Source organism: Bremerella volcania, from assembly GCF_007748115.1.
In the GTDB taxonomy this organism is placed as follows: Bacteria; Planctomycetota; Planctomycetia; order Pirellulales; family Pirellulaceae; genus Bremerella; species Bremerella volcania.
This window is the reverse complement of record NZ_CP036289.1, coordinates 4863655-4887824: the sequence shown is the minus strand read 5'-3', so window position 1 is coordinate 4887824 and position 24170 is coordinate 4863655. Positions and strand designations below refer to the sequence as shown.

26 protein-coding genes and 1 tRNA gene are annotated in these 24170 nt (G+C 56.0%); 25 read left to right on the top strand and 2 right to left on the bottom strand.

What is annotated here, in order from left to right; genetic code table 11:
* Positions 1-34: 34 nt before the first annotated feature.
* Positions 35-430 (bottom strand): response regulator, encoded by a 396-nt coding sequence (locus tag Pan97_RS19395; protein WP_144975478.1) that lies wholly within the window; start codon positions 428-430, stop codon positions 35-37.
* Positions 431-746: 316 nt separating this feature from the next.
* Between Pan97_RS19395 and Pan97_RS19390 the strand changes: the two genes are divergently transcribed.
* Both Pan97_RS19390 and Pan97_RS19385 read left to right on the top strand, forming a co-directional pair.
* Positions 747-1049 carry a hypothetical protein gene (locus Pan97_RS19390; protein WP_144975476.1) on the top strand — a complete coding sequence of 101 codons (303 nt, stop codon included), beginning with the start codon at positions 747-749 and terminating at the stop codon, positions 1047-1049.
* A gap of 426 nt (positions 1050-1475) precedes the next feature.
* Positions 1476-1934 (top strand): hypothetical protein, encoded by a 459-nt coding sequence (locus tag Pan97_RS19385; RefSeq protein WP_144975474.1) that lies wholly within the window; start codon positions 1476-1478, stop codon positions 1932-1934.
* Between the two features lie 413 nt (positions 1935-2347).
* On the opposite strand, the gene Pan97_RS19380 is transcribed toward Pan97_RS19385, so the two are convergent.
* The gene (locus Pan97_RS19380; protein WP_144975472.1) at positions 2348-3277 is read right to left on the bottom strand and encodes a hypothetical protein; all 930 of its coding nucleotides are present in this window, start codon (positions 3275-3277) and stop codon (positions 2348-2350) included.
* 270 nt (positions 3278-3547) lie between these two features.
* On the opposite strand from Pan97_RS19380, the gene Pan97_RS19375 reads away from it, so the two are divergent.
* The 23 genes from Pan97_RS19375 to Pan97_RS19265 all read left to right on the top strand — a co-directional run bounded on the left by Pan97_RS19375 (position 3548) and on the right by Pan97_RS19265 (position 24160).
* Positions 3548-3964 (top strand): hypothetical protein, encoded by a 417-nt coding sequence (locus tag Pan97_RS19375; RefSeq protein ID WP_144975470.1) that lies wholly within the window; start codon positions 3548-3550, stop codon positions 3962-3964.
* 210 nt (positions 3965-4174) lie between these two features.
* Positions 4175-4534 carry an STAS domain-containing protein gene (locus Pan97_RS19370; RefSeq protein ID WP_144975468.1) on the top strand — a complete coding sequence of 120 codons (360 nt, stop codon included), beginning with the start codon at positions 4175-4177 and terminating at the stop codon, positions 4532-4534.
* A gap of 161 nt (positions 4535-4695) precedes the next feature.
* Positions 4696-5121: an ATP-binding protein gene (locus tag Pan97_RS19365; protein ID WP_144975466.1), complete on the top strand. Its 426-nt coding sequence runs from the start codon at positions 4696-4698 to the stop codon at positions 5119-5121.
* Positions 5122-5282: 161 nt separating this feature from the next.
* A tRNA-Asn gene (locus tag Pan97_RS19360) sits at positions 5283-5355 on the top strand.
* 302 nt (positions 5356-5657) lie between these two features.
* Positions 5658-6875, top strand: coding sequence for a hypothetical protein (locus tag Pan97_RS19355; RefSeq protein ID WP_144975464.1), 1218 nt, complete (start codon positions 5658-5660; stop codon positions 6873-6875).
* A gap of 134 nt (positions 6876-7009) precedes the next feature.
* On the top strand, positions 7010-8149 hold the full coding sequence (locus Pan97_RS19350) for a YaaC family protein (RefSeq protein ID WP_165698861.1): 1140 nt from the start codon (positions 7010-7012) through the stop codon (positions 8147-8149).
* Between the two features lie 164 nt (positions 8150-8313).
* Positions 8314-8523, top strand: a complete 210-nt coding sequence (locus Pan97_RS19345; protein ID WP_144975460.1) for a hypothetical protein — start codon at positions 8314-8316, stop codon at positions 8521-8523.
* A 32-nt stretch (positions 8524-8555) separates the two neighbouring features.
* Entirely contained in the window at positions 8556-9050 is a 495-nt protein-coding gene (locus Pan97_RS19340; protein WP_144975458.1) for a DUF2924 domain-containing protein, read from the top strand.
* Positions 9047-10636: a recombinase family protein gene (locus tag Pan97_RS19335; RefSeq protein ID WP_144975456.1), complete on the top strand. Its 1590-nt coding sequence runs from the start codon at positions 9047-9049 to the stop codon at positions 10634-10636. The genes Pan97_RS19340 and Pan97_RS19335 overlap by 4 nt, the downstream gene beginning before the upstream one ends.
* Positions 10633-11055 carry a hypothetical protein gene (locus tag Pan97_RS19330; RefSeq protein WP_144975454.1) on the top strand — a complete coding sequence of 141 codons (423 nt, stop codon included), beginning with the start codon at positions 10633-10635 and terminating at the stop codon, positions 11053-11055. The genes Pan97_RS19335 and Pan97_RS19330 overlap by 4 nt, the downstream gene beginning before the upstream one ends.
* A 110-nt stretch (positions 11056-11165) precedes the next feature.
* Entirely contained in the window at positions 11166-11999 is an 834-nt protein-coding gene (locus Pan97_RS19325; RefSeq protein ID WP_144975452.1) for a hypothetical protein, read from the top strand.
* A 7-nt stretch (positions 12000-12006) separates the two neighbouring features.
* Entirely contained in the window at positions 12007-12948 is a 942-nt protein-coding gene (locus Pan97_RS19320; protein ID WP_144975450.1) for a DUF1848 domain-containing protein, read from the top strand.
* A gap of 111 nt (positions 12949-13059) precedes the next feature.
* Positions 13060-13458: a hypothetical protein gene (locus Pan97_RS19315; protein WP_206668904.1), complete on the top strand. Its 399-nt coding sequence runs from the start codon at positions 13060-13062 to the stop codon at positions 13456-13458.
* Between the two features lie 127 nt (positions 13459-13585).
* On the top strand, positions 13586-15952 hold the full coding sequence (hsdR, locus tag Pan97_RS19310) for an EcoAI/FtnUII family type I restriction enzme subunit R (RefSeq protein ID WP_144975446.1): 2367 nt from the start codon (positions 13586-13588) through the stop codon (positions 15950-15952).
* Between the two features lie 13 nt (positions 15953-15965).
* Positions 15966-16553 carry a hypothetical protein gene (locus tag Pan97_RS19305; protein ID WP_144975445.1) on the top strand — a complete coding sequence of 196 codons (588 nt, stop codon included), beginning with the start codon at positions 15966-15968 and terminating at the stop codon, positions 16551-16553.
* 171 nt (positions 16554-16724) lie between these two features.
* Complete coding sequence (locus tag Pan97_RS19300; protein WP_144975443.1) at positions 16725-18341, top strand: class I SAM-dependent DNA methyltransferase; 1617 nt, start codon at positions 16725-16727, stop codon at positions 18339-18341.
* Positions 18338-19495, top strand: a complete 1158-nt coding sequence (locus Pan97_RS19295; RefSeq protein ID WP_144975441.1) for a restriction endonuclease subunit S — start codon at positions 18338-18340, stop codon at positions 19493-19495. Before Pan97_RS19300 ends, Pan97_RS19295 begins: the two co-directional genes overlap by 4 nt.
* Position 19496: 1 nt before the next feature.
* The gene (locus tag Pan97_RS19290; protein ID WP_144975439.1) at positions 19497-19877 is read left to right on the top strand and encodes a helix-turn-helix domain-containing protein; all 381 of its coding nucleotides are present in this window, start codon (positions 19497-19499) and stop codon (positions 19875-19877) included.
* A 3-nt stretch (positions 19878-19880) separates the two neighbouring features.
* Positions 19881-20636 carry an ImmA/IrrE family metallo-endopeptidase gene (locus Pan97_RS19285; protein WP_144975437.1) on the top strand — a complete coding sequence of 252 codons (756 nt, stop codon included), beginning with the start codon at positions 19881-19883 and terminating at the stop codon, positions 20634-20636.
* A gap of 148 nt (positions 20637-20784) precedes the next feature.
* Entirely contained in the window at positions 20785-21978 is a 1194-nt protein-coding gene (locus Pan97_RS19280) for a hypothetical protein (protein WP_144975435.1), read from the top strand.
* 19 nt (positions 21979-21997) lie between these two features.
* On the top strand, positions 21998-22876 hold the full coding sequence (locus Pan97_RS19275; RefSeq protein WP_165698860.1) for an Rrf2 family transcriptional regulator: 879 nt from the start codon (positions 21998-22000) through the stop codon (positions 22874-22876).
* A 119-nt stretch (positions 22877-22995) separates the two neighbouring features.
* Entirely contained in the window at positions 22996-23364 is a 369-nt protein-coding gene (locus tag Pan97_RS19270; RefSeq protein ID WP_144975431.1) for a hypothetical protein, read from the top strand.
* Between the two features lie 205 nt (positions 23365-23569).
* A complete protein-coding gene (locus tag Pan97_RS19265; RefSeq protein ID WP_144975429.1) occupies positions 23570-24160 on the top strand; it encodes a sigma-70 family RNA polymerase sigma factor in 591 nt (196 codons plus the stop codon).
* Positions 24161-24170: the final 10 nt, after the last annotated feature.

The following is a 24170-nucleotide window of genomic DNA, read 5'->3' as shown; positions in this document are numbered from 1 at the left end:
GATTTTTACCCACTGGAATTGAGATCGACGGGAACTAGGTCTGTAGATTGGCGTCGACCAGCCGTCGCATGGTTTCCTGCAGTTGCTCTGGCAGAAATGGCTTGACCATGAAGTCTTGAGCCCCTTTTCGTACCGATTCGGCAACTAGCGAGGTTTGATTTAACGCACTTACCATGACGATTTTGGCATCGGGGTCATAGTTGATGATTTGTTCCAGCCCGAAAATACCGTCATGTTCTGGCATGACGATATCCATAGTTACGACATCCGGTTGCAACTCTTGGTACTTTTCGAGAGCTTCTTTGCCATTTTGCGCCTCAGCGGCCAGTTCCCAGCCGTCTTCGCTCAGCGAGTCGATGACAAGTTTGCGCATCAACATCGAATCATCACAAACAAGCACTCGGCCACGTGAAGGATTAGATGTGCTCATAATTCTCTGCTTAAATATCGAACATGATTACCTACGCAGGAGTGTGTCCCTGACGTTCCTTACATGGATAGGTTAAGGATCAGAATCATGTGAGGGGTGAAGCGATGGAATTGCAACTCTTCCAGCATACGCCGCCGACTTCTCGGCATATCCGATACGTTCGCTACCGCATGACCAATCCTTACAGGAGAGAAGATCCTTGACTTGAAGGATTCGCTTAGGCTGGCGACACCATTGTCTCGAAGAATGGATTAACGGACCTTTCAGTCCGTACTCCTTTATGCATCCAGTTTTCAGCGATTTAGCGGAGCTAACCGTGGAAATCAATCGCAATCAATATTTCATGATCGGCGTTGTGCTGCTCGCCTTGGGCGTTCAATTTCGCCTGGTCGACTCGGTTACCCTGACGCAGGAAGCGAGTCAGTTTCTTTCCAAGCAGTTTAGCTCGAAGAAGGCCGAACCTAGCGACGTACCAGCCGCCTTCGTCGCGGCTGCGGAAGACTCTAATATCGTCTCGGCCAAAAAGACGATCAAGCCGCCGCAATGGCTAGGCTGGGCACTCATTTCGATGGGGGCCGTGCTGGTGCTGCACAGCCTGGCAATGCCGAAACCTGGTTAACCACCAGGTCGAACGTTCAGAAATCTGAGCCAAGATCAAACGACGAACGAACCAAGTTCACGATTGATGATGATGTCGCGGGCAATTATTTCGTATTTAGCGAGTTCGAGTTACTGAGATAGCGCTAGATGTCACGCGTGCAGCCAGGAATCTAACGCCCACATCGCTCTGAATTTTGACGTAGATGGGGAGATCTTTGTCGCTGTCGGCAACACGATTTTTTCGTGCAATCGCACAACAGGATTCATGAAATCGTAATGGTTCTTTGATGCCTTCAGAATCGGTACAAGCGATACTTTATTTGATCGAAAATTTGTTAAACTAGCTAATCACTCGTAGCTAAATCCTTACGATATCCGAATATATTAACGTTAGTTCACTGATTTCTCCAATAAAACATTGGGACAGAGAAAGCTGTGATGGCTAATGCCTTCGTTTACCCAGCTTGGGGCCTTCAAGACACTTTCCCATCAACTACAACTTTACGAATTTCCTGAATGCGAAAAGTCCGGAGCGCTCGAGGCGTTTCTCTACGTCCGCGCTCGAATCGAGGACTTGAAAAACAACGCAGATCTTCAAGCGTCGTACCATCAGGAAGGGGTAGGGCGATTCGAAGACGAGTTTCACTTTGTGGATCTTGTGCTGGAACGTTTGCGTACGTTCATTGATCTGAAACGCCCATTGCAACCGGTTGAAATGGCCTCGGCGATGTCGGCGCTCCAGTTTCTCGCGCGTCGACTAATGATCCCCTACGAAGACTGGGATTTCGATCACAGCGGGGCACCCGACTTGGCGGACCTGCTTGTGGGACGTGCACGCCCCCACGCTTACACGGGAAGCGGGCCGATTTCCCAGCAGCTGAGTTCTACATGCCGTTTGACATAAATAGAGACCTTCCCAGCGGGAAGTCTACGAGCTGAGAAGGTCCCCAAATTGGCATCACTCGCGGCCCAATCGGCTTCTAAGAAACCACCTGGATCGATGTGCTTAAAGGACCCAGGGGCAAGGCAACCTCGACGATGATCGTTTCTGTCCCACGTTCGTCTCGGGGAAGCCGGGCCGGCCGCCTTGTGCGGCCGGCCTACTTTTTCCTGGAATGCCACATGAAGCAACCGCAAGGTTTGCTATTGTCTGGAATCGCAAGAAGAGTGATTCCAGCTTGAAGGGATAAGTAGGTATCAGCCCCGTTCCACAAATTCCGACTGGCCTGACCGACAACGTCGTTAGAATGCTTAAATTCAGTGGACGTTCTTCTAGTCACCTAAGCCATCACTTGCTTAATGCAAGTACGAAATCGACTAGGGAGTGATATAGGGCGTGTATCGAGGGTTCTCATCCCCGTAGAATCGCGGATTGCCACGAAGGACATTCGCGTCGCGGATCGAACTGTAAGGTCGCAAGCGTACATCCTCCAGGCTGGCCGAAAAAGTTCCCTGGCCAGGAACGACCAACTTGATCACTAGCGTCCCCAGTGGCGAAACGCTGCCATCGGTTGCCGGAGAGATTGCCTGGTACGGCAGCCGTGCCACGCGTGAGTCATACCGCGGAAACGTTTGATCCAGCGGAATTCGCCAACTGCCAATCTTTACGAACTGTGCTCCCAAGCCATGCGGAACGCTTGAGAACGAGGCCTTCCGAAACGCGTAGAGCTCCGCCTCCAGGTGCCCTCGCGCCGCTGTTGGGAGCCCCTGCGAGTCCTCTGCGGTGAAGGTGACCTCCAGGCCATCAACGCTCGGATCGCTGTCCCAACTCTTAAAGGTCGCCCAAGACGAAACACTCGATACAGGGGCAGTCGTGGGACCGGCTTCCATTTGCTCCACTGCCACTTCGTTTTCTCGCGCGGTTGCCGACGGGCCGATGGCAATGACATCGACCGGACCTTCCTTGTGCCCTTCCACGCGTTGAACTTGCGTGATCAATGTTGCCAATTTCTCGAAGGAAGCAGGGAGTTCATTGATCGTGAGATGACGGATGGCCGTCCAGGAGATAGGACGGCTTAGTTCAATCGACCCCCGACTGGTCGTGAGATGAACGGTATGGAAGTCACTTTTAGGAGAGATCTTACCCCGGAATGTTCGTCCACTTGACGTCGTAAGCTCGACGATGGCCGAAGGATCGAGGTCTTGAGCAAAGACGTGCCCGGTTGCCAGGGTTAAGAAGCTACCCATGACAAACAGAAATGCGACAACAATCGGAGCGATCGAGATGGAAGTTATGGAGTCGTACATGGTTGCCTGCAGCTGGGCCAATTTTCAGTGGATGAGGTCCTCCTTTCCAACAGCAGCCGGAGTGCCAACCAGATCGGGTATGAATGGTTTGAAGATGTAAGTTGTTTAAATGTAATGGGTTGCAGTCATGGTGTAAGAAAGGTCGCTGGTTGCTTAGACGCGACGAAGACGTTTTTTCACAACACGATGATTTCGTAACGCAACGTCGCAATTTTCAAGCTAAACTTGGGCGGTTTTTTGCTGGATGGCGTTGATGACAAGAGATTTGCCGTGAAAAAAGTCCTACCGAGCCTGATGAGTGTCTTTTGCGTCGTATTGAGCTGCCTGGTGGCCCTGTCTCCACCGGAACGGGCCGCGTCCGCTGAAGAAAACGCGGCACCGTTAACCGACCGAATGAAGTCGGCTCAACAGCTTCAGGAAAAGATGAAACGGCTCCGAGAAGGGGCGGAAATCGTCGATTCCGAGGGGACTTTTGAATGGATCGGAGATCGGCTGAGCTTCGTTCAAGAGGACAAGAAAACCGTCCTGAAGATATTGGAAAACAGAATGATGGAGCGTGTCGTTCAGGCTCAAGAAACCTCGACCGGTGAGTTGGTCTGGGTCGTTTCCGGGACGGTAACCGAGTACCGCGGAGGCAATTTTCTGTTGATGAAGCACGCCGTGCTTACAGGGAAACGAGGCGATTAGGCCATCGAAAACATCTCAGCGAAGGTGATCTGGCAATTCTATTTGTCGTTGACAGCGCCTAAGTGGAAATTATCATAGGCTTTAGCGTTTGAGACGATTCTGGCGCTGAAGTGGCCTGTAAGATTCTCAGAATGCTCATTTTTCCTTTGTATTCGCGATTCACGTTACGTTAGAATTCTGCGAAGTCTTCAGGTAAAGGAATTGAAAGCAATGTCGGACCAAAAGCGCCTCAAAGTGACCGAGGTGGAGGACGTCGCCGTAGTCGAGTTCAAGGATCGTAAGATCCTGGATGACGTCCAAATACAAGAGATTGGGCAAGAATTTAACGACCTTGTCGAGGTTGATAAGAAGCGCAGCATTTTGCTGAACTTCTCCCATGTCGAATTCCTTTCGAGTTCGGCTTTGGGGAAGCTGATTAGCCTCGACAAGCAAGTCAAGCAGCAGGATGGGCATTTAAAGATGAGCAACATTCGCCCCGAGATTATGGAAGTATTTGCCATTACTCGGCTGAATAAGTTGTTTGATATTAAGGACGACGTTCCCGACGCATTGGCTGCCTTTCGTGGCTAATTGGGAGTCCCTGTTTTCCGTTAAGGGATTTTGTCGCTAAACTAGTGCTATCACCCGTCTTTCGACGAGGTGTCTAGCGGCCAGCAGACATCAGTCAGGAAGAAGGCGTTCCTGACTGGCTTTTCCCGTAACACTCCTCCCATTCGTGATTGCGCTTAGTTATGGGCGATGACAACAACTGGCTTTGGTCGAACAAGGAAACGATTCCTAGTGATACGGCCGAAGGACAGCGTCTCATTAAAGAATTGCTGACTCAACTCGAACTTGCCGAGTGGGCCATGCATGACAGCTTCGGTATCCACTTGGCAGCCGAAGAGGCCATCGTCAATGCAATCAAACACGGAAACAAACAGGATCCGAATAAGTCGGTTGAAGTTGACATACGCATAGGAAAAGAACGCGTCATGATCCACATTACCGATGAAGGCCCTGGCTTTAAGCCCGATAATGTGCCGGATCCAACGCTGGACGAAAACCTGGACGTCCCCTCTGGACGAGGCGTAATGCTGATCAAAGCTTACATGACCGAAGTCTCGTACAACGAAAAAGGCAACTCGGTCAAAATGGTCAAAAACCGCTCTAAGTAGCCTGGTAAACGTAGGTCTCTGACCCAGGACGAGAACCTTCGGCCAGGAAAATTGTCTTCTTCGATAGCACCGGAAATCTTTCTTGCCACCCCCTAGATAACTTTCACCGTAGGTGGCCTTGAAAGGGAAAAGGAAAAACGTAAACTTACCTGTTCCTCTGATCCCCTGTAGCTCAGTTGGTAGAGCAGGCGGCTGTTAACCGCCTTGTCGCAGGTTCGAGTCCTGCCGGGGGAGCTTTTCGTTTTTCTACGAGTCAAACCGACACAAGAGTTTACGCCCGACGCCGAGAGATCGGCCGCCGGGCGTTTTGCGTTTACGGCGTTTGTCCGCAAGGGTTTGCGCGAACTTCGCCGTCGGGCTCGTCGTCTCTCTTTCGAGAGATTCAAATGAGGGACCGAAGGAAACCCCCACGGTTCCCCTCGCGTCCCAAAATCTGGGGGCAAAACTCTCGGAATCTCTGATTAACAGACCCCCTAAAGTTAACAAACCGGTTCCCCTCGGCCACCGAACGGAACCGTCTATGGAAACCAACGATCATGTTCATGCCGTCGTCGCGCAATTGGGAGGAGATGAAGTACGAGTCAGCGGGTTGCTGGCCGTTGCCGATCAATGGAGGCGATGAATACGCGCTAGTCACAAAGATGGCGGCTTCGACGATCAAGGCGGCGTATCGGTCGTGCCCGGTGTCGCTCACCGTCGCGAGGGCTGAAACGCCGAAAGGCGTGGTGCTGGCGACGACGTTAAAGGTGGCAGACGACCCCGCCGCGCCACTCATGCTATCCGGCGTGCTCCGGCACGAGGAGGAGCAACTGGCAATCGAGAACATTCTGCGGACGGGAAAGACGCTCGTGATATTCTTCGATGAGTTGAGCCGACCCGTCGCCCGTGCCGAGTGCGACTTCACTGCGGCGGAACGCAATGAGGCTTCCGCAATGATCGATGCACCAGGTTCGCGGTACGCGGGGCCCTGGATTCCTCTGCTTTCAGACGTCCTCGACGAAGTTCAGGGTTTCGGCGACCCTCAGTTGGCTGTGCCCGCGAAGTACGCGCCGACGTTTGTCACGATTCCGTTGACGCTGTCCGGATTCGAGACCCAAGCCTCGACGACAATTGGAATGACGGATGTGCTCGATTTTCGGCTCGACGACCCAGATGAAGGCGGAGGCTTGGAGCAGTCAACGTGGCATCTGCTAGAGAACTTGTTTGAAGGGCGCATCATTCATTCGCCCCATGTGTGTGAAGCCAGCAAGCTGCGCGAACTGACCGACATTCTGACACATTGCGACGCCGGTATGTGTTTGTTTGAATCAAAGGTGGCGGCAATGCTCACCACCAGCCTGGATCGCTCAACTGAACGGCGCGAGAAGAGCGTTCAAAAGCAGATTGATAAAGGAATCGACCAGCTTGTTGGTGCGATGCGGAATCTGGGGCGGGGACTCCCGCTTGTTACGAAGGACGGTGTCGCGATCGAACTGCCATCGACGGTTGGGAACGTCCACCAAGGAGTCGTGATGGTGTCGGAAATGCTGCCCGGCTTGGATTGGGAAGGCATTGGGAAGCAACTCATCGATGCTTCGAAGCAATCAGGTGCGATGCTGCATGTTCTTGACTTGCGGGAGCTGCGAATGCTCGTTGGAGTAAGCAAGGATGATCCGATGCTGTTTGCAGGGCATTTGGCTTACCGCTTCGATGTCATGACGGAGCGGAACCACGCCATGCTACGAACCCGCCTTGATGGGCCGCCGATGCCTTGACTGTATGTTGACAGGCCGGTTTCGACGGCTCAGAAGCGGGACGGAAGACAGCATACTAATGCAGGCGTTAGACTATACCGACAATTAGTTCCAGGACTTTGCTTATGCCGCTACCCCAGCCACGCGCAGGACGAGTGCTGCGAATCAAAGAGCGTCCGCTTGAGTTTTCGTTTTGGCCGATGGAACGAACCACGCGCCGCTACGGTCTCGGCACGCGAGTATTTGCAACGGATGCGTGGACCGTAATCCGACGATCGGCGGAACGCAGGTGCATCGCTGCACACAGGAATGCCGCACTTGCCCTGCTCGAACAGGGCGAGGACTTCTATAGAGCCTCTGAATCTGGCGTCAAAGCTGCAAAGCCGCTGCTATTGTATTATTGCTTCATGAACCTTGCCAAAGCATTCGTCCTGACGTGTCAACAACGCCATGATGTGAACAACGCACAACATGGATTGGCTGAGAGGCTCGACCCGCCGCCGAACGATAGAGAACTCGTCAATGCATACCTCAATGCGTTCCAAACTGCACCAGCGGGACCGCTGCCACCCGCCGGCAACAACTTGAATAACTTCGACGAACTCCTATTGGCGATCAGCGGCAATGCCGTGCCCGCAAATCCCCATCGATATGATCTGCCGGTTTTGTTGCCTCAGATCGTTCCGGGCCATCGGCTTTGGGTTGAAGGGACGCGTGGTGACGATTCCGAACGATTCGTTTCTGTTGAAAAGATTGAGTTCTACCAAGAACCGGGACCGAAACACATTTGGCTCAGGCTATTCGTATTTGCCGATGACCTCCGACGCGTCGGAATTACGCATCAGGACTTGCTGAATCGCTCCCGAATAGGCGGTTTATTTCGGGAAGTCGCTTACAACGAGACAATTTCCGATCGATCCTTAGTTTGCCTTGAGCAACTCAACCCCGTCACTTACGGGCACCGTCCGTCCGACGAAGTACCGAACTTGGTCGCAGCAGTTCGGCACCTTCTGTGGCGCACCGTTCTTAGTACACCACCGTATCGAAAGCATTACCTGTACGCCGCACCACCCGCGGAACATCCCCAGGTGCTGCCACAAATCCTTTCGATCTATGCCATTACGTACTATCTCGGCTCGATCGTTCGGTATCGGCCCCATCACTTCGACCGCATCTTGGCTGACAACTTCGGCCCCTTTATTGAAGCCTTTTTGAACGATCAGCCCAAACAGTTTCTCTACTTAATGGCATCAGAGTTTGCTGAAAAAGAAGTGACCAAAGCAGCCATCGTGTAGCGTGCGGACAACCGGTTCGCGTGATCTCGCTTGGCCAACTTCGTCAATAGACGGACCAGTGGGGTAGGTTAACAGATAGAGCCTGTTAACCAATCTGTTCTCCCAGACAACGCGCCGGTCGCCAAGCGAAGGTCGTTGTGGGTAACTCCGACGGGAGATGACCCATGCGACCAAGCGACGACTCCTTTCTAACGGCCGACGAGCGTCGGGCCGAAGTGGCCAGCATCCTGGCCGCGGGCGTTCTACGCCTCTCCGCTCGTGCGCTATTGGCAACCGCGACAGCTACTCGCGGCCCTTCAGAAAACCAAGCGGAATCTGCCTCTTCATGCCTTGAGGTTTCGGACGAAACCGTGCTCAGTGTCCACAACGGTTAACGGTTTCGAGACCCCGAGAAAAGGAGAGATGCATGAAACTCAACATTGCAAAAGAAGTAGCCTCGCTTCAGCGGATGACTGTCCGTGAACTACGGCGGCGATACGCCGAAGTGTTCGGCGAGGAAACGCGGGCCGGCAACAAGGCCTGGCTCATCAAGCGAATCGCCTGGCGGTTGCAATCGCTGGCCGAGGGCGACATTTCGCAACGTGCCCGCCAACGTGCCGCTGAGTTGGCCAACGACGCCGACGTTCGGTTGTCACCCCCCAAGGCCACGCCGGCGTCGTCAGCGCCCCCGTCACGCACGAAGTCGACAGTGGTGACAACGGGTGACGATCGATTGCCGCCTCCCGGCACAACTATCACCCGCGAGTACAAGGGGCAAACGCTCCAGGTCAAGGTTCTGCCGAAGGGATTCGAGTTCGAGGGCGAGGTCTACAAGTCGCTCAGCGCGGTCGCCAGGGCGATCACGGGCCAGCACTGCAATGGCTACCACTTCTTCCGACTTCGAAAGGAGCAGGCCAAATGACAAATCGAACTCGCAAAACATCCCCGCCGACTGCAGCTCTCCGCTGCGCCATCTACACGCGCAAATCAACGGAAGAGGGGTTGGAGCAGGAATTTAACTCGCTCGATGCCCAACGCGAGTCGGGCGAGAACTACATCAAGTCGCAGGCGAGCGAAGGTTGGGAGTGCCTTCCTGACCAATACGACGACGGCGGGTTCTCCGGCGGCAATATGGAACGTCCGGCGCTGAAACGCCTGCTGGCGGATATCGAGGCGGGCAAGATCGACTGCGTCGTGGTTTACAAGGTCGACCGCCTCAGCCGTTCCCTCCTCGACTTCGCAAAGATGGTCGAGACGTTCGACAAGCACCAGGTATCGTTCGTCAGCGTAACGCAACTCATCAACACGTCCACATCGATGGGACGATTGATGCTCAACGTGTTATTGTCTTTCGCCCAGTTCGAACGGGAGATCATTTCCGAACGGACACGGGACAAGATCGCCGCCGCTCGCCGCAAAGGAAAGTGGTCGGGCGGCATGCCGCTGCTCGGCTACGACGTCGACCCTCGCGGCTCGAAGCTCATCGTAAACGAGGAGGAAGCGTCTCGCGTGCGGACGATATACGAACTGTACCTCGAACACCAATCGCTGATCGCAACGGTTCAGGAACTCGAAAAGCGGGGCTGGGTCAACAAGCTATGGATGACACGCAAGGGACACGAACGCGGCGGCAAGACCTTCACCAAGACGAGCCTGCATAAACTGCTCACCAATATCACCTACACCGGCAAGCTCAAGTACAAGGACGAAGTCCACGAAGGCGAGCATGCCGCGATCGTCAGCGGCGATCTCTGGCAACGCGTGCAGTTGGTTCTCGGACGCAACGGTCGTTCTGGCGGAGCCGCCGTGCGAAACAAGTTCGGAGCGTTGCTCAAAGGCATTCTGCGATGCGTCCCCTGCGGCTGCGCGATGTCGCCGAGCCACTCGACCAAGAACGGAACGAAACGCTATCGCTACTATGTTTGCACTTCCGCTCAAAAACGTGGCTGGCATTCATGCCCCTCCAAATCTATCCCGGCGGGTGAAATCGAGCGGTTCGTCGTCGAGCAGATCAAATGCATTGGCCTCGATCCAGCTCTCCTTCACGAGACCGTTGCCAACGCCCGGAATCAGGGCCAGTCACAGGTCGCGGCGCTCGAAGCCGAACGCCGTGGCCTGGAACGCGAACTGTCGCGCTGGAGCGACGAGATCCGCAAGCTACTCGAACAGATCGTTCCCGGTGAAGGCAACACACCGGCGACCGCTCGGCTTGCCGACCTGCAGGAACGGATTCGCGGCGCGGAACGACGGGCGACCGAGGTTCGGGAGCAGGTCATCGCACTAAGCCGCGACATCGTCGACGAGCGCGAGGTCGCTAAGGCGATGGCCGTGTTCGATCCGGTTTGGGAGTCGCTCACGCCGCGCGAACAGACTCGCATCGTTCAACTACTCGTCGAACGGGTCGACTACGACGGCACCACGGGCAAGGTCACGATTACGTTTCATCCGAGCGGAATCAAGACCCTGGCCGACGAACTCGCTGGGCGCGATACGGAGGACGCCGCATGACCAGGCCCATCACGATCGAATCACAGATCCATTTCGAGCGACGCGGGCGTGGTAGCCGCAAGGAAGTCCGCGAAGGCGACGCTCCCACGCCGCCTCTCCATTCCGGTCGTGTTCCGCGTGTGGCCCGTTTCATGGCGCTGGCGATCCGTTTCGACGATCTGATCCGCGCCGGCGAAGTCACCGACTACGCCGAACTAGCTCGTCTCGCCCACGTCACTCGCGCCCGAATCACGCAGATCATGAACCTGCGGATGCTGGCCCCTGACATCCAGGAGGCGCTCCTCTTCCTGCCCCGTGTGGAGAGCGGCCGCGACCCGATTCACCTCCGCCAATTGCAGTCAATTGCGCTGGTGCCGGACTGGCGAAAGCAGCGACGCCTGTGGGCGCAACTCGCTTCGCTAAAAGGTATTGCGACATGACGCAATGCCGATATGTGGTTTGCTGCTTGTGCTAATCGTACCCAACAGTTAACATCTAGGGGCTGTTTACTGTTTAGTGATCGTGTTCGCACCAGCATGCCGGAGTGGCGATGAATTGCTTCCAACTTATCAAGACCGTTTTGGACGAGGCCTACGCTGCCATTCCGGGCGACACCACAGCCAAAGACGCGGCGATCTCGGAGGCGCTGCGGCAGCTGTCGGCTGGCTACAAGAATCTCCTCGAAAAAGGTTGCCTTGACTACAGCGATCCCGCCCGACGGTTTGCCTACATCTTTAGGTACACCACGTCCCACGCGAACGTCGTTTATGAGCGGCTGTCAAGTTCGCGAAGGCTCAAAGAGCTGTTCGACCGTGACAAGGTAACCATCTCATGTGTCGGCGGCGGTCCAGGCAGCGACTTCCTTGGAGTTCTGAAGTACTGCCTTCGAATGGAAAAGCGTCCAGAGCTGAAGTGTCAGATTCTTGACCGCGATCCTGCATGGGGCGAGTCTTGGAGCGACGTCGACGACAAACTCGGACCGTCTTTTCGTATTTCCACGGTCTTCTTTCCGTTTGACGTAACCGATCCCGCAAAGTGGCGCACATTCAAGAAGCACTTCGCGGCAGACCTTTTCACGCTGATCTACTTCATGTCTGAGGTCTACGCGCTCCGCGACAAGGCCGAGGAGTACTTCGCAACGATGATGGATCAGATGAATGAAAATGCCTTGCTGCTCTATGTCGACAACAATGACAGTCGGTTTACCGGTTGGTTTGATGGCCTGGCCAAGGCCCACGGGCTCGAGGTCGTCAATTCAAGCGAGGGATGGGAACAGATGCCGAACCACGAAGACAAGTCGGACTTGCAGCCGTACCTCGACAAGTTCGGTCCGCCGAAGCTGAAAACGAACATTGCCTGTCGCTTGGCAAGGAAACCGGGATAGGCCATTCATGATCATTTCTGCCAGCTACAAGACGGACATCCCAACATTTTACGGCGAATGGTTTATGAACCGCCTGCGCGCGGGCTACTGCAAAATGGTGAATGCGTGGAATCGGAATCAGACGATTCGCGTTTCACTCGATCCGAAAGATGTGGATGGGTTTATCTTCTGGACAAAGAATATCGGTCCATTCGCCGACCATCTCAGTGAAATCGCCGACCGCGGCTACCCGTTCGTTATTCAGCACACGATCAACTCGTATCCGCGATCTCTCGAGTCGTCAGTTGTTGACGCGAATCGAACTGTCGAACACTTCCGCAGCTTGGCGGAAAAATACGGCCCGCGCACCTGTGTTTGGCGGTATGACACCATTGTCATTTCAACTGTGACGCCAGTTGAATTTCACCTGGAGAATTTCGCGTCACTCGCCTCGCAGTTGGCAGGGACGACTGACGAGGTGGTGATTTCTTTCGTACATCTTTACAAGAAAACTTTGGCAAACATGAATCGCTCCTCGCGAGAAGCGGGGTTCGAGTGGGAAGATCCGCCAGCGGAATCGAAACGTGAATTGGCAGCCAAGTTGGTTGAGGTCGCCAACGCGAACGGCATGAAACTTTCAATCTGCGGACAAAGAGACTTCCTCGTGCCGGGTGCCGAGGATGCGCGTTGCATTGATGTCGCTCGCCTTGAGGAGATCAGCGGCAAGCAGATTCTTGCGAAACAACAAGGAAGTCGTAAGGAATGTGGTTGCTTCGCATCGCGAGACATTGGGGATTACGATACGTGTCCGCACGGTTGCGTCTACTGCTATGCCGTGCTGCGGCGCGAACTGGCTCAGCGCCGCTACCGCGAGCATGATCCGATGTCCGAATTCCTATTTCCGCAGAATAATCAAAGTACCGATGCTGAAGATGTCGACCCGCAAGGACGACTGTTCGAGGACGACTAAGTTGAGGATCGGCGCATGACTTTATGGACTCAATCAGGTGTACCGCATAGAGGATGGCAGTGCGTAGACGTCATTGACCTTCGCCCGACTGGCCAATCCGTCGAAGACACAATGTACGCAGCGTGTGAGATGTGCGGCAACGAGCCAATTCGGTTTGTCCATGTCATGCAGCACGAGGCATACACAGAGCAGCTTGAAGTCGGTTGCATATGTGCTGAGAAAATGTCGGACGACTACGTTGGCCCACGACAACGCGAAACCGCCCTGAAAAACAAGGCGGCGCGAAAGGCCAAGTGGTTGTCTCGAAAGTGGCGTCGTTCGTCCAAGGGAAATGACTTCCTGAACGTCGAAGGGTTCAACTTGGTCGTGTTCCCAAATAAGTTTCAACCCGGAAAGTGGGGATACGGCATTGATGGCGACTTTTCACGAAAGGTGTTTGACAGTAAGGAGGAAGCGAAGCTTGCGCTCTTCGAGGAGTTTTGGGAATTGACCCAGACCTCGGACTGTTGATTCTGCCCAATACTGTCGTGCTCAGCGAAGATCATGTAAGATCACTGGATTGTGCGGTGTTTAGTTTACGGGAACAGCCTCGCGGCGTATCGATTTATCTCGATGCGGCCGTCCGTAGGTGGAAGCCATGCCCAACGAAGCCGATACTTGCCGACGATACGTTGTCCCGCGACTCCAAACCGCTGGGTGGGATAACGATCCGTACCGAATCAACGAGCAGGTGACATTCACCGACGGGCGAATCATCGTTGCCGGTCGGCGCAGTCGCCGGCGACCTGGAAAGCGGGCCGACTACATTCTCCGCTACCGCCCCGACTTTGCGATCGCGGTAGTTGAGGCCAAACCAACCTACGCCACGCCTGGCGAAGGCCTTCAGCAGGCCAAGGATTACGCCGAAATCCTCGGCCTCAAGTTCGCCTACGCCACGAACGGCCACGGCATCATCGAGTTCGACTACACAACCGGCTTAGAAAGGGAGATCGCCGCGTTCCCAACGCCCGAGGAGCTTTGGACGCGACTCACGACGGATCAGTCCCTTACGACCGACGCTGCCGAGCGAGTGCTTTCGCCCACGTATCATCTGAGTGGCAAGTCGCCCCGCTACTACCAGGAAATCGCCATCAACCGCGCTGTGCAGGCCGTGGCGCAGGGCGATCCGCGTATCCTACTCACGATGGCGACGGGTACGGGCAAGACGGTCGTGGCGTTTCAGATCTGTTGGAAGCTCTGGAACTCTCGCTGGAACCGCACGGGCGAGCACCGCCGACCTCGCATTCTGTTCCTCGCCGACCGCAACATCCTCGTCGACGATCCGATGGCAAAGGACTTTGCGCCGTTTGGCGACGCGCGTTGGAAGATCGCGGGCGGCCGCGCAGTGCAAAGCAGGGAAATGTACTTCGCCATCTACCAGTCGATTGCACGCGACGCGAATCGGCCAGGCCTCTACCGTGAGTTCGCGCCCGATTTCTTCGATCTGATTGTTGTGGACGAATGTCACCGAGGCAGCGCACGCGATGACAGCAACTGGCGGGAGATATTGGATTACTTCCAGCCCGCAATCCAGATCGGCATGACCGCGACGCCACGCCGCGAAGACAATGCGGACACCTACGACTACTTCGGCGATTCGATTTACACGTACAGCCTGCGGCAAGGGATCGACGACGGGTTTCTCGCTCCTTATCGCGTCCACCGCGTCGTGACAACCTGGGACGCTGCGGGTTGGCGGCCGAGCCAGGGCGATCTGGATCGTTACGGCCGTCAGATCCCCGATGGGGAATACCACACCGGCGAATTCGAACGAATCGTTTCTCTGCGGGCCAGGACCGAAGCTGTCGCGCACCATCTGACCGAGTACATGCGTCGAACCGATCGGTTCGCCAAGACAATTGTGTTCTGCGTTGACCAGGAACACGCCGACGAAATGCGGCGGTCGCTGAACAATCTCAACGCCGATCTCGTCCGCGACAATCCCGATTACGTCTGCCGCGTCACGTCGGACGAGGGTGACATTGGCCGCGGTCACCTCAGCAACTTTCAGGACCTGGAGCGGCGCACGCCGGTGATCCTTACCACGTCACAGCTCCTGACCACCGGCGTGGACGCGCCGACCGTGCAAAACATTGTGTTGCTGCGGGTCATCAACTCGATGACCGAATTCAAGCAGATCATCGGGCGCGGCACACGAGTTCGCGACGATTACGGGAAATTGTTTTTCAGCATCTTGGATTATACCGGTTCGGCGACGCGGTTATTTGCGGACCCCGACTTCGATGGCGACCCGACCATTGAAACCGAACAGACCATCGACGAGGACGGCGAGCCCGTCGAGGAAGAAACGGTGGTCACACCGGAGGAGGAATCAGAGGAGGACGATGACGGTCCCGAGCCGCTGCCGCCCGACGGTCCCGACGACCCACGTCGCAAGTTCTACTTCGACGGTGGGCAAGTCGAGATTGCGGCCCACCTTGTGTACGAACTCGATCCAGATGGTAACCAGTTGCGTGTCATTCAATTCACCGATTACACCGCGGACAAGGTCCGCACGCTCTTTCGCAACGCCGCCGAGTTGCGGGACGAATGGGCCGACCCGGAGAAACGCAGCGACATCATCGAGCGGCTCGAAGACCGTGGCATCGACTTCGACCACCTGGCCGAGACAGCGAATCAGCCCGACGCCGACCCGCTCGACCTGATCTGTCACTTGGCGTTCAACGCGCCGCTGCGCACCCGGCGCGAACGAGCCCAACGGCTGCGCACCGACCGCACCGATTTCTTCGACCAGTTCGGACCGGACGCGAAGGAGATCCTCGATGAGTTGCTCGACAAGTACACCGAGCACGGCACCGCCCAATTCGTCATCCCCGACGTCCTGGAGATTCCACCCATCAGCGCCCACGGCAACGTGATCGAAATCGCCAGCCGCTTCGGCGGTGTTGAGCAACTTCGTCAGGCAGTGATTCAGCTTCAGACTCTTTTGTACGCAGCGGCATAATTGAGGAAATCTCATGACTCGCAAGGGCAACTCTCACTTCATTTCTTCAACGGGTCCAAAAGACCAAGCGGTAATTCGCGGCGTCCAGTGGCTACTGGCTGAGGCAAAACAGGCTGGCAACGTCGGCATTGTCGCCGTGTCGACGAAAGGCAACCTTGAGAACATCGCCAATTGGACTGAGATCGCAGGACTGTTCAATCAATTGCGAAAAAGTGGCACGGCAACCGTTCAGGGCATAACGCTGCAACTGATGACCTTGAGGGGAAACAAGACTTACAACTTCGACGGTCCGATTCTTGCGATATATGGTGGCCAAGAATTGTTGGATGTGGTCGACGGCATCTCGGGGAACGCCTCTGTTTTGTATGTTCCCTGGAGCGACGGCGACTGTGACCAGTGGGTTCAAACTTGGCATGCAACAGAGCTTGGTCAGGACGCTGCTCCTGAGACGCAGCAATCGGAGCCGACCACAGGTGCAGCATTCATCGCTCTCGACTCGCTTACTCATGGAGTGAATCTCAATACAGGCATTGGCATCCGAGCGATCGCGCGAGTGCGATCCGAACCTTGGAAACGCTCTACCACAAGCAGGAGGGCGTGACGCCAGAGTTGATTCGCCAGCAACTGATTCGCTTGGGCTGGGACCCAAAGCATGCAGGGGCTGTCGAGAAGCTCGCTGTAATGATTTGGGAAGGTCGCCGACCCAAGGGGGCGACTGGAAGAGCCGACGACGGACTATGGGACCATTGGAATAGTAAGGCGAACTGAACACATGGCGAAGAAAAAGGCCAAGACGGCTAAGAAGACAACACGCAAGAAGCCCAAAAAGGCGGAACAGCCAAAAACAACGGCACAGCAATTGTCTACTCTCATCAAATCCGCGCGCGACATCATGCGGAAAGACAAGGGCCTCAACGGCGACTTGGATCGCCTCCCCTTGCTAACCTGGATCATGTTCCTGAAATTCCTCGACGACCGCGAAAGGTTGGAAGAGGCCCGCGCGGGCATCGCTGGCAAAAAGTACAAGTCGGCCGTCGAAGCCCCATACCGCTGGCGCGATTGGGCGGCGATGAAGGACGGCATCACTGGCGACGAACTGATCGCCTTCGTGAACCAGGAAGATGCCGTTCGACCCGACGGCAAGCGAGGAGCTGGCCTACTGGCCTACTTGCGCGGTCTGCGATCATCCAATGGCGATCGGCGGCGCGACGTGATTGCCACGGTTTTTGAGGGCGTGAACAATCGGATGATCTCCGGCTACCTTATGCGGGACGTGGTCAACCTCGTCGACGGCATACATTTCGATTCATCCGAGGAGATTCACACGCTTGCTCGGCTATACGAGTCGATGCTCCGCGAGATGCGGGACGCCGCCGGCGATTCCGGCGAGTTCTACACACCGCGCCCAGTCATTCAATTCATGGTGGCGGTAACGAACCCACAGCTCGGCGAGGTCGTGCTCGACCCGGCCTGTGGGACCGGTGGATTCTTGGCCGAAGCGTTCGCCCACTTGGAAAAACAGTGCAATCGGGCGCAGGACCGCAAGGTTCTTCAGCAGCGGAGTATTCATGGTGGCGAGGCCAAACCGCTCCCCTACATGCTGTCGCAAATGAATCTTTTATTGCACGGGCTTGACGCGCCAGCCATTCAGTATGGCAACAGCTTGGCCGTGAAGATTACGGAGTTGGGACCGAAGGACCGCGTGGACGTGATCCTGACGAATCCACCATTCGGTGGCGAGGAGGAAGCTGGCATTCGCGGGAACTTCCCTGCCGACAAACGGACCAGCGAAACGGCCTTGCTATTCTTGCAACTCATCATGCGTAAGCTACGCAAACCCACTGCAAAGTCGGAACGGGGCGGCCGCGCAGCAATCGTCGTACCCAATGGCACGCTGTTCGGCGACGGCGTTTGCGCTCGCATCAAAGAAGAACTGCTCAAAGAGTTCAATCTTCATACGATCGTGAGGCTGCCCAACGGCGTGTTCGCCCCCTATACCGCAATCCCGACGAACCTTCTGTTCTTCGATAGGTCGGGGCCGACCAAAGACATTTGGTATTACGAGGTTCCATTGCCGGAGGGGCGTCGCAACTACACAAAGACCAAGCCGCTTCAATTCGACGAATTCACGGACTGCATCCGATGGTTCCAGCTTAATCGCCGCCGCGAGAACGACTACGCGTGGCGCGTATCCGCCGACGAGGTATTGGAGTACGACGAGTCCGATTCGCTCGTAGCATGCAATCTCGACCTCAAGAATCCGAAGAGCGCCGAGGCTATGGAACATCTGCCTCCTCAGCAGCTAGCTGATGACATCTTGGCGAAAGAGCGTCGAATCCTTGAGATCATGGAAGAGATCAAGTCTGAACTCACGGAGGCGAAAGTATGACAACTTCAAACGGTTGGCCACTAGTCGCGCTATCCGAAATCGTAACGCCTGTGCAACGTAGCGTATCCGTTGTTCCAGGTGAGACTTACAGAACTCTCGGGGTGAAGTGGTGGGGCGAAGGCGCATACGAGCGTCAGACGATCGACGGCAGTGAAACCGCAGTCAAGACGCTGAATGAAGTTCGAGAGGATGATTTGATCATCAACAAGATTTGGGTTCGTCACGGGTCCGTCGCAGTCGTCCCCGCTGAGGTCGCCGGATGCGTCGGTTCAAATGAGTTTCCAACATTTGAATGTCGTCGTGATTGCGTTTTGCCGCGCTGGCTTCATTGGTATTCCAAGGCTCGCGAACTTTGGCAAAAGTGTGACGCACTTTCCCAAGGGAGCAGTGGGAAAAATCGCATTCGTCCCGAGAAATTTCTCACCATTGAGGTGCCACTTCCTACTCCTGCGCAACAAGAGACGATCGTGGCGCAAATCGACCGCATCGCAGACAAGATTGGTGAAGCCAAGTCGCTGCGGACAAGCGCAAATAAAGAATGCGATCAACTTTGTCGGGCTATTCTGAGAGATGAACAGTTCGGACCGCCAACGCTGACACCCATGCACGAATTGGTGACCTGGCGCAAGCCTGACGTGGACGTTGTTCCCACGAAGACATATCACTTCGCCGGTGTCTACTGCTTCGGCCGCGGAGTATTTCGCGGTCAAGTGAAGGCAGGAAACGACTTCGCCTACAAGCGATTGACACAAATTCGCGAAGGAGAATTTGTCTACCCGAAGTTGATGGCCTGGGAGGGCGCGTTGGCCGTTGTCCCAAACACTTGCGACGGGCTTTTTGTCTCACCCGAGTTTCCCGTATTCACAATTAACGAGGATCGTGTGTTTCCTGAAGTGCTGGATGTGTATTTCCGGTCGCCCTCTGTATGGCCGCTTCTCAGTGGAGCCAGCACCGGCACCAATGTTCGCCGCAAGCGACTGAACCCTAAGGACTTCTTGAACTATGAACTCCCGCTGCCGTCCAACGAAGCTCAGGTCAAACTTCGCAACGTTCGCCGAAAGATGAGCGAGCTACAATCGCTGCACGATCAGTCAGCACAGTTAGATGCACTGCTCCCGTCAATTCTTGACCGTGCATTCCGAGGGGAACTGTAGAATGGCCAAGAAGAAACCAAAGCAAAAACCGTTCGGGCAATTGCTTCGCGAAAAACGAATCGAGAAGGGCTACAGCCTGCGGAAGTTCGCCCAGTTGGTAGGCGTCAGCCCGACGTACCTCTCGCAGGTTGAGCAGATGAACGTCGATCCGCCGACCGCCGATCGCGTAAAGCGGATGGCGGAAATCCTCGAAGAGAGTGTGGACGAGTGGACAGCGTTGGCGGGGCGATTAACGGAGGACCTGCCTGCTATTATTCACGAATCGCCGACTGAGGTACCCGACCTGCTTCGCGCCGTGCGAGGTTTGACAGGCGATCAGCTACGCCGGCTACGCGAAGATGCTGAACGCATGAAGGAAGAAGGTAGAGACGAGGAGACGTAGATTATGGCCAAACGCGTATCGAAACCCGGCCCGAAGTTGCGGTTCATGAAGGACCAAGAGTTCGAGGACGAAGCTGCGCTGCTGCTTGCGGAATACGGCAACCAGCACGGCCAGGTCACCGCGCCCCCGATTCCCATCGACGAGATTGTCGAGCTGTATCTACAACTCCACCTCACATTCGACGACATGCAGCAGCTCTTCGGCGTCAGCGATGTCCACGGCGCGTTGTGGGTCAATGATCGCCGAGTCGGCATCGACCATCGACTGGAACCGACCGACAATCCCTCGATGCTCGGGCGTTACCATTTCACGTTGGCCCATGAAGCTGGCCATTGGCGTTTGCATCGACACCTCTTCCTGCGGAGGGCCAATCAGCTGACTTTGCTGCCGGACAACGTCGAGCGGCCCGAATACATCTGCCGATCGAGCGATACGGAACCGATCGAGTACCAAGCCAACCGATTCGCCTCATGCCTGTTGATGCCGCGCGAGATGGTCAAACGTGCCTGGCACGAATGGCGTGGCAGTATGGACCCGATCTACCTCGACGATCTGCAGGCCAAACGCCAACAGATTCTGACGGCCGAGGTTTTACGACGCGGCGGGTTCAAATCGGGCGACAATGCCGAAGCCAACATGCTGCTGGAGCATGCCAGTCGGCCGCTGGCCGCGACGTTTGAGGTATCGCCCGACGCGATGCGGATACGTCTGGAGGGCATGAAGCTCCTACTGCGTGAAAAAGAGAATTTGCTGTTCTAAATACCCACTATGCGAGAAAGCATTTTTTTGTAGAATCAGTGTTTACTGTTCAGTGTACGCGGATGCTCGCCCGGCCCTTGTCAAATCAAGACCGATTTGAGACTTGGCGGCAGTTTACTTCCTAGAGCCACAGGCAAAGGAGTGAAAAATGGCTACTATTCATTTTACGCCCAGAACGTTTCTGCGCCAGACTTCGAATGAAATTCTGCAGGCCTGCTTTGGCGACCTGGGTGTCCTACAGGAACTGCCTTGGGCGGATCTCGCCAACCACGACATCGAATGTGTTTACGACGGTTGGCAGAACCTGCCCGAATCACAACGTCTTGAGATTGAGCGGACGTTCGAGGAAGCCGAGGCGCTGGCCTCCGAGGAAGGCGTCAAGACTCTCATCGACGAAGGCCTATTCCACGGTCTTGATCTTGCCACGGAATTGGACGCGCTCGGCAATTTCCGCGACAAGGCGATGCATGTCGCGATCACGCATCCGCGGGTGTTTCAAGTTGCCGGAACGATCCACCACGCACATTCTCTTTCACGTCGCTATTGGCGGCACCGTGGCAACATGCCGCTCCAGCAGCCGGATGTGTCGCTGGCAGCGCTTGATCAGTTCCGCGATGCGATCTCCGCGTATTTCAGGCAGAACGAGGGACGCGGGCACCGCTGCACCGTCGACACTTACTTGCGAGTGGATCGCTACCACTACTTCTTCGCCTATCCAGACAATTATGCCGACACCTATCTTGGGCACGACGAGCACGGGCAATTCGTGCGACGCCCGCAGCGGCCGGCCTTTGAGATTGTCTTCCTCTTCGATCCGGTCGACGGAACGCTCGACGTCTTCGCGCAGGGCGGTAAGGTGGTGCAAGAGTCGCTGCAAACCATCTTCTGCCGCACGCTCCTACATCAGGAATTGCCGCCGGAGTCGCCGCTCGGCCATCCCTATGAATTGAATGGCCTCAAGTCACGGGACTTTCTGCAGACCGCACTCGACACCGACCCCGGCGACGGCATCGAAGAAGTTCAGGTTCGCAAATTGCGACTGTCAGTGTTGGGCGGGGCCAAGCGTAGAATCACGCTTGAGGCTGACCCCGACGGCGGCCCCAGTGCCATTTACAATATGTTGGACGAGTGCCTTAATCGCCACAACATGCCGGACGCCCTCTTCAACATCACGCTCGCGCAGTTCCATTTTCGCTTTGTCCACACTGGGCAAGGGCGTCAGCAAACGTTGACTTTCGAAGTGTCCCACCCGAACACCAGCAACCTCAAGAGCTGTCGCAAAGAAGATCTGCGGTTGATCGGCGAGAAGTATCTTCGTCGGTGGGGAATCGACCGCGCATGATCGGATGCACTTTTTCAACATGACTCCATTCGACCTGTACCACGATCTCGCGGCACGCCTCCTTGGTCGAGAGGACTTTCCGCTCCCCTTGCCGGAATGCGATCGCAACTATCCCCACAACATCGGCCTGCTTTCCGACGCGGAAGAATCGGCGTTGGCCGCGTCGGTGTTGAATCATACTCGCGGCCTGTCGCTGGAAGATTGGCGAGCGCTCGATATGGAACAGCGGCTGCCTTGGATGCGATTTGCGGTGGACAAATCCGGGCTTGGCGCAAACGGAGGCCAACCCGATAGAGCCAGTATTCTCTTGTCGCTTGGTGACCGTATTCGCGCGGACTCGCCGGTCATCGACGCCGATGAAGTATCCACCTGGCCGGATGGGCTGGTGGAGGAATTCGTGGCCGACGGAACACTCATATCGATTGAGGCGGCCAAATCAATCGCCTGCGACGCTTGCGGTCACGATCACGTCGAGAGCGTTGAGTACATCAAGTCCCCATCCGCCTCGGAACTGCGCGCGTACATTTCCTGCCCAACGGTGGGTCGCGTTCTTGTTCCATTCGTCCGGCTGCGGCGGTGGGCCATCGATCCACAGAAGTTTCAGTCGCCAGCGGAGCTGGAATCTGTGTCGCCAGCCGGCGATGAGCCGCTTGCCGATCGCGCACAACTCGTGCTCATCGCGATGCTTGAACTGGATGCGGTCGATTCGGATCGCAGGAAGCCAACCGACGAGATCGCAATCAAAGCCTTGGGTGAGGGCACAGACCCGAATGCGCTAAAAGGCGTTATGTCGGACCTCAAGACGCGAGAGTTGATCAACAGCAAAACCGGCCGTGGAGGAGGCTGCTGGCTGACTGACAAAGGTAATTCGCGTGCATCCAAACTTCGGGACCACTAAGGAAACTCCGCAACCGTTTAGGCACCGTTTGCGCACCGATTAAATCAACCAATCTAGCGACACTTCCCTCGTGAGGATCACCGCCCCGGTGATTCCGACTTTACACGAGGAGAAGTGCTATGGTTGTATCCGCGCCAGCGCCCGGCGGGGGGCGCGACAAGTCCCCGCACCGTTCTAAGCAGGATCTCTCTGCCTGCCGTTCCCGCTTGCTGGAGTTGATGCAGAGCGTCAACTTCGGCCGGATCGAACATCTGTCGATCGCCGGCGGTGAGCCGATTCTTGACCCTTGCCCCGTGATCGTCCGCGAGCACAAGTTCGGCGGCGACAACGGCCCCCGCCCCGAAGTCGCCGCAGAGGACTTCCTTCTCAAGCAGAAGGTCGTCGAGTTGTTCGCGTTCTTCGACGAGCTGCAGGACGGCGTGATCGACGTCCTGGAAATCAAGCACGGCCTGCCGTTCCGCATGATCGTCACGGAGGTGCCCGCCTAGTCACTGGGGTTAGGCACCCGCTTCGTGACGTTTCTTTTTCATTTCTGTTACCTGACATTTTGCCGGCCGCAAAGCGGAGGCGACTGTGGGCGACGCCGATCATGGCTCGACTCGCATCGCCTCCGCTTTTTCGTTGGCCTGCATTCCCTTCGCCATTCGTCGTTGGCCCACGCCAACCGCTCCTCGCCGGCGAGGAGAATTTCAAATGGCGAAAGCCGAATTCAATCCCAGTGACGATCGTTTTACTCGAGGCATCATCCGGCGCAAGGTCAAGCAATTGATGGGCCGCGCCGGATTCACCCAGCAGGACCGCGAAGATCTTGAGCAGGACCTCTTCGTCCGTGTCCTGCAGAGCCTGCCGAAATTCGATCCCGACCAGGCTCATCGCAACAAGTTCATCACCACGGTCGTGGAACGCTATGTCGCGAACATCCTGCGTAACAAGCGGGCGGCGAAGCGCGATCACCAGGGGCGCATCTCCCTGAACGTGATGATCGAGATCACCGAGGAGGGGCCGACCGAGTTGGCTCAGACCATCGGTGAGCGTGAGCACGACGCCCGTCTTGGTCGGCACCGGCGCGGTGAAGATGAGCTCGTGCAGTTGGCGGTCGATGTGGCGGATGTGATGTCCACGCTGCCTGACTCGTGGCAGACGCTGCTGGAGCTGCGCAAGACGCTGACCATGCAAGCGATTGCTGACGAGATGGGCGTCCCCCGCACGACGCTCAATGACTGGATGCGTCGTATCCGGCAGCGCTTTGAAAAGGCCGGCATGCGGGACTACTTGGAGTCGTAGTCGTCATCTC

Bases quoted from the DNA above. Each gene is read 5' to 3' on its own strand.
- Pan97_RS19395 (WP_144975478.1), bottom strand. From the start codon at position 430: ATGAGCACATCTAATCCTTCACGTGGCCGAGTGCTTGTTTGTGATGAT.
- Pan97_RS19385 (WP_144975474.1), top strand. From the start codon at position 1,476: ATGCCTTCGTTTACCCAGCTTGGGGCCTTCAAGACACTTTCCCATCAA.
- Pan97_RS19380 (WP_144975472.1), bottom strand. From the start codon at position 3,277: ATGTACGACTCCATAACTTCCATCTCGATCGCTCCGATTGTTGTCGCA.
- Pan97_RS19370 (WP_144975468.1), top strand. From the start codon at position 4,175: ATGTCGGACCAAAAGCGCCTCAAAGTGACCGAGGTGGAGGACGTCGCC.
- Pan97_RS19365 (WP_144975466.1), top strand. From the start codon at position 4,696: ATGGGCGATGACAACAACTGGCTTTGGTCGAACAAGGAAACGATTCCT.
- Pan97_RS19355 (WP_144975464.1), top strand. From the start codon at position 5,658: ATGTTCATGCCGTCGTCGCGCAATTGGGAGGAGATGAAGTACGAGTCA.
- Pan97_RS19345 (WP_144975460.1), top strand. From the start codon at position 8,314: ATGCGACCAAGCGACGACTCCTTTCTAACGGCCGACGAGCGTCGGGCC.
- Pan97_RS19340 (WP_144975458.1), top strand. From the start codon at position 8,556: ATGAAACTCAACATTGCAAAAGAAGTAGCCTCGCTTCAGCGGATGACT.
- Pan97_RS19335 (WP_144975456.1), top strand. From the start codon at position 9,047: ATGACAAATCGAACTCGCAAAACATCCCCGCCGACTGCAGCTCTCCGC.
- Pan97_RS19330 (WP_144975454.1), top strand. From the start codon at position 10,633: ATGACCAGGCCCATCACGATCGAATCACAGATCCATTTCGAGCGACGC.
- Pan97_RS19325 (WP_144975452.1), top strand. From the start codon at position 11,166: ATGAATTGCTTCCAACTTATCAAGACCGTTTTGGACGAGGCCTACGCT.
- Pan97_RS19320 (WP_144975450.1), top strand. From the start codon at position 12,007: ATGATCATTTCTGCCAGCTACAAGACGGACATCCCAACATTTTACGGC.
- Pan97_RS19315 (WP_206668904.1), top strand. From the start codon at position 13,060: ATGTACGCAGCGTGTGAGATGTGCGGCAACGAGCCAATTCGGTTTGTC.
- hsdR (WP_144975446.1), top strand. From the start codon at position 13,586: ATGCCCAACGAAGCCGATACTTGCCGACGATACGTTGTCCCGCGACTC.
- Pan97_RS19305 (WP_144975445.1), top strand. From the start codon at position 15,966: ATGACTCGCAAGGGCAACTCTCACTTCATTTCTTCAACGGGTCCAAAA.
- Pan97_RS19300 (WP_144975443.1), top strand. From the start codon at position 16,725: ATGGCGAAGAAAAAGGCCAAGACGGCTAAGAAGACAACACGCAAGAAG.
- Pan97_RS19295 (WP_144975441.1), top strand. From the start codon at position 18,338: ATGACAACTTCAAACGGTTGGCCACTAGTCGCGCTATCCGAAATCGTA.
- Pan97_RS19290 (WP_144975439.1), top strand. From the start codon at position 19,497: ATGGCCAAGAAGAAACCAAAGCAAAAACCGTTCGGGCAATTGCTTCGC.
- Pan97_RS19285 (WP_144975437.1), top strand. From the start codon at position 19,881: ATGGCCAAACGCGTATCGAAACCCGGCCCGAAGTTGCGGTTCATGAAG.
- Pan97_RS19280 (WP_144975435.1), top strand. From the start codon at position 20,785: ATGGCTACTATTCATTTTACGCCCAGAACGTTTCTGCGCCAGACTTCG.
- Pan97_RS19275 (WP_165698860.1), top strand. From the start codon at position 21,998: ATGACTCCATTCGACCTGTACCACGATCTCGCGGCACGCCTCCTTGGT.
- Pan97_RS19270 (WP_144975431.1), top strand. From the start codon at position 22,996: ATGGTTGTATCCGCGCCAGCGCCCGGCGGGGGGCGCGACAAGTCCCCG.
- Pan97_RS19265 (WP_144975429.1), top strand. From the start codon at position 23,570: ATGGCGAAAGCCGAATTCAATCCCAGTGACGATCGTTTTACTCGAGGC.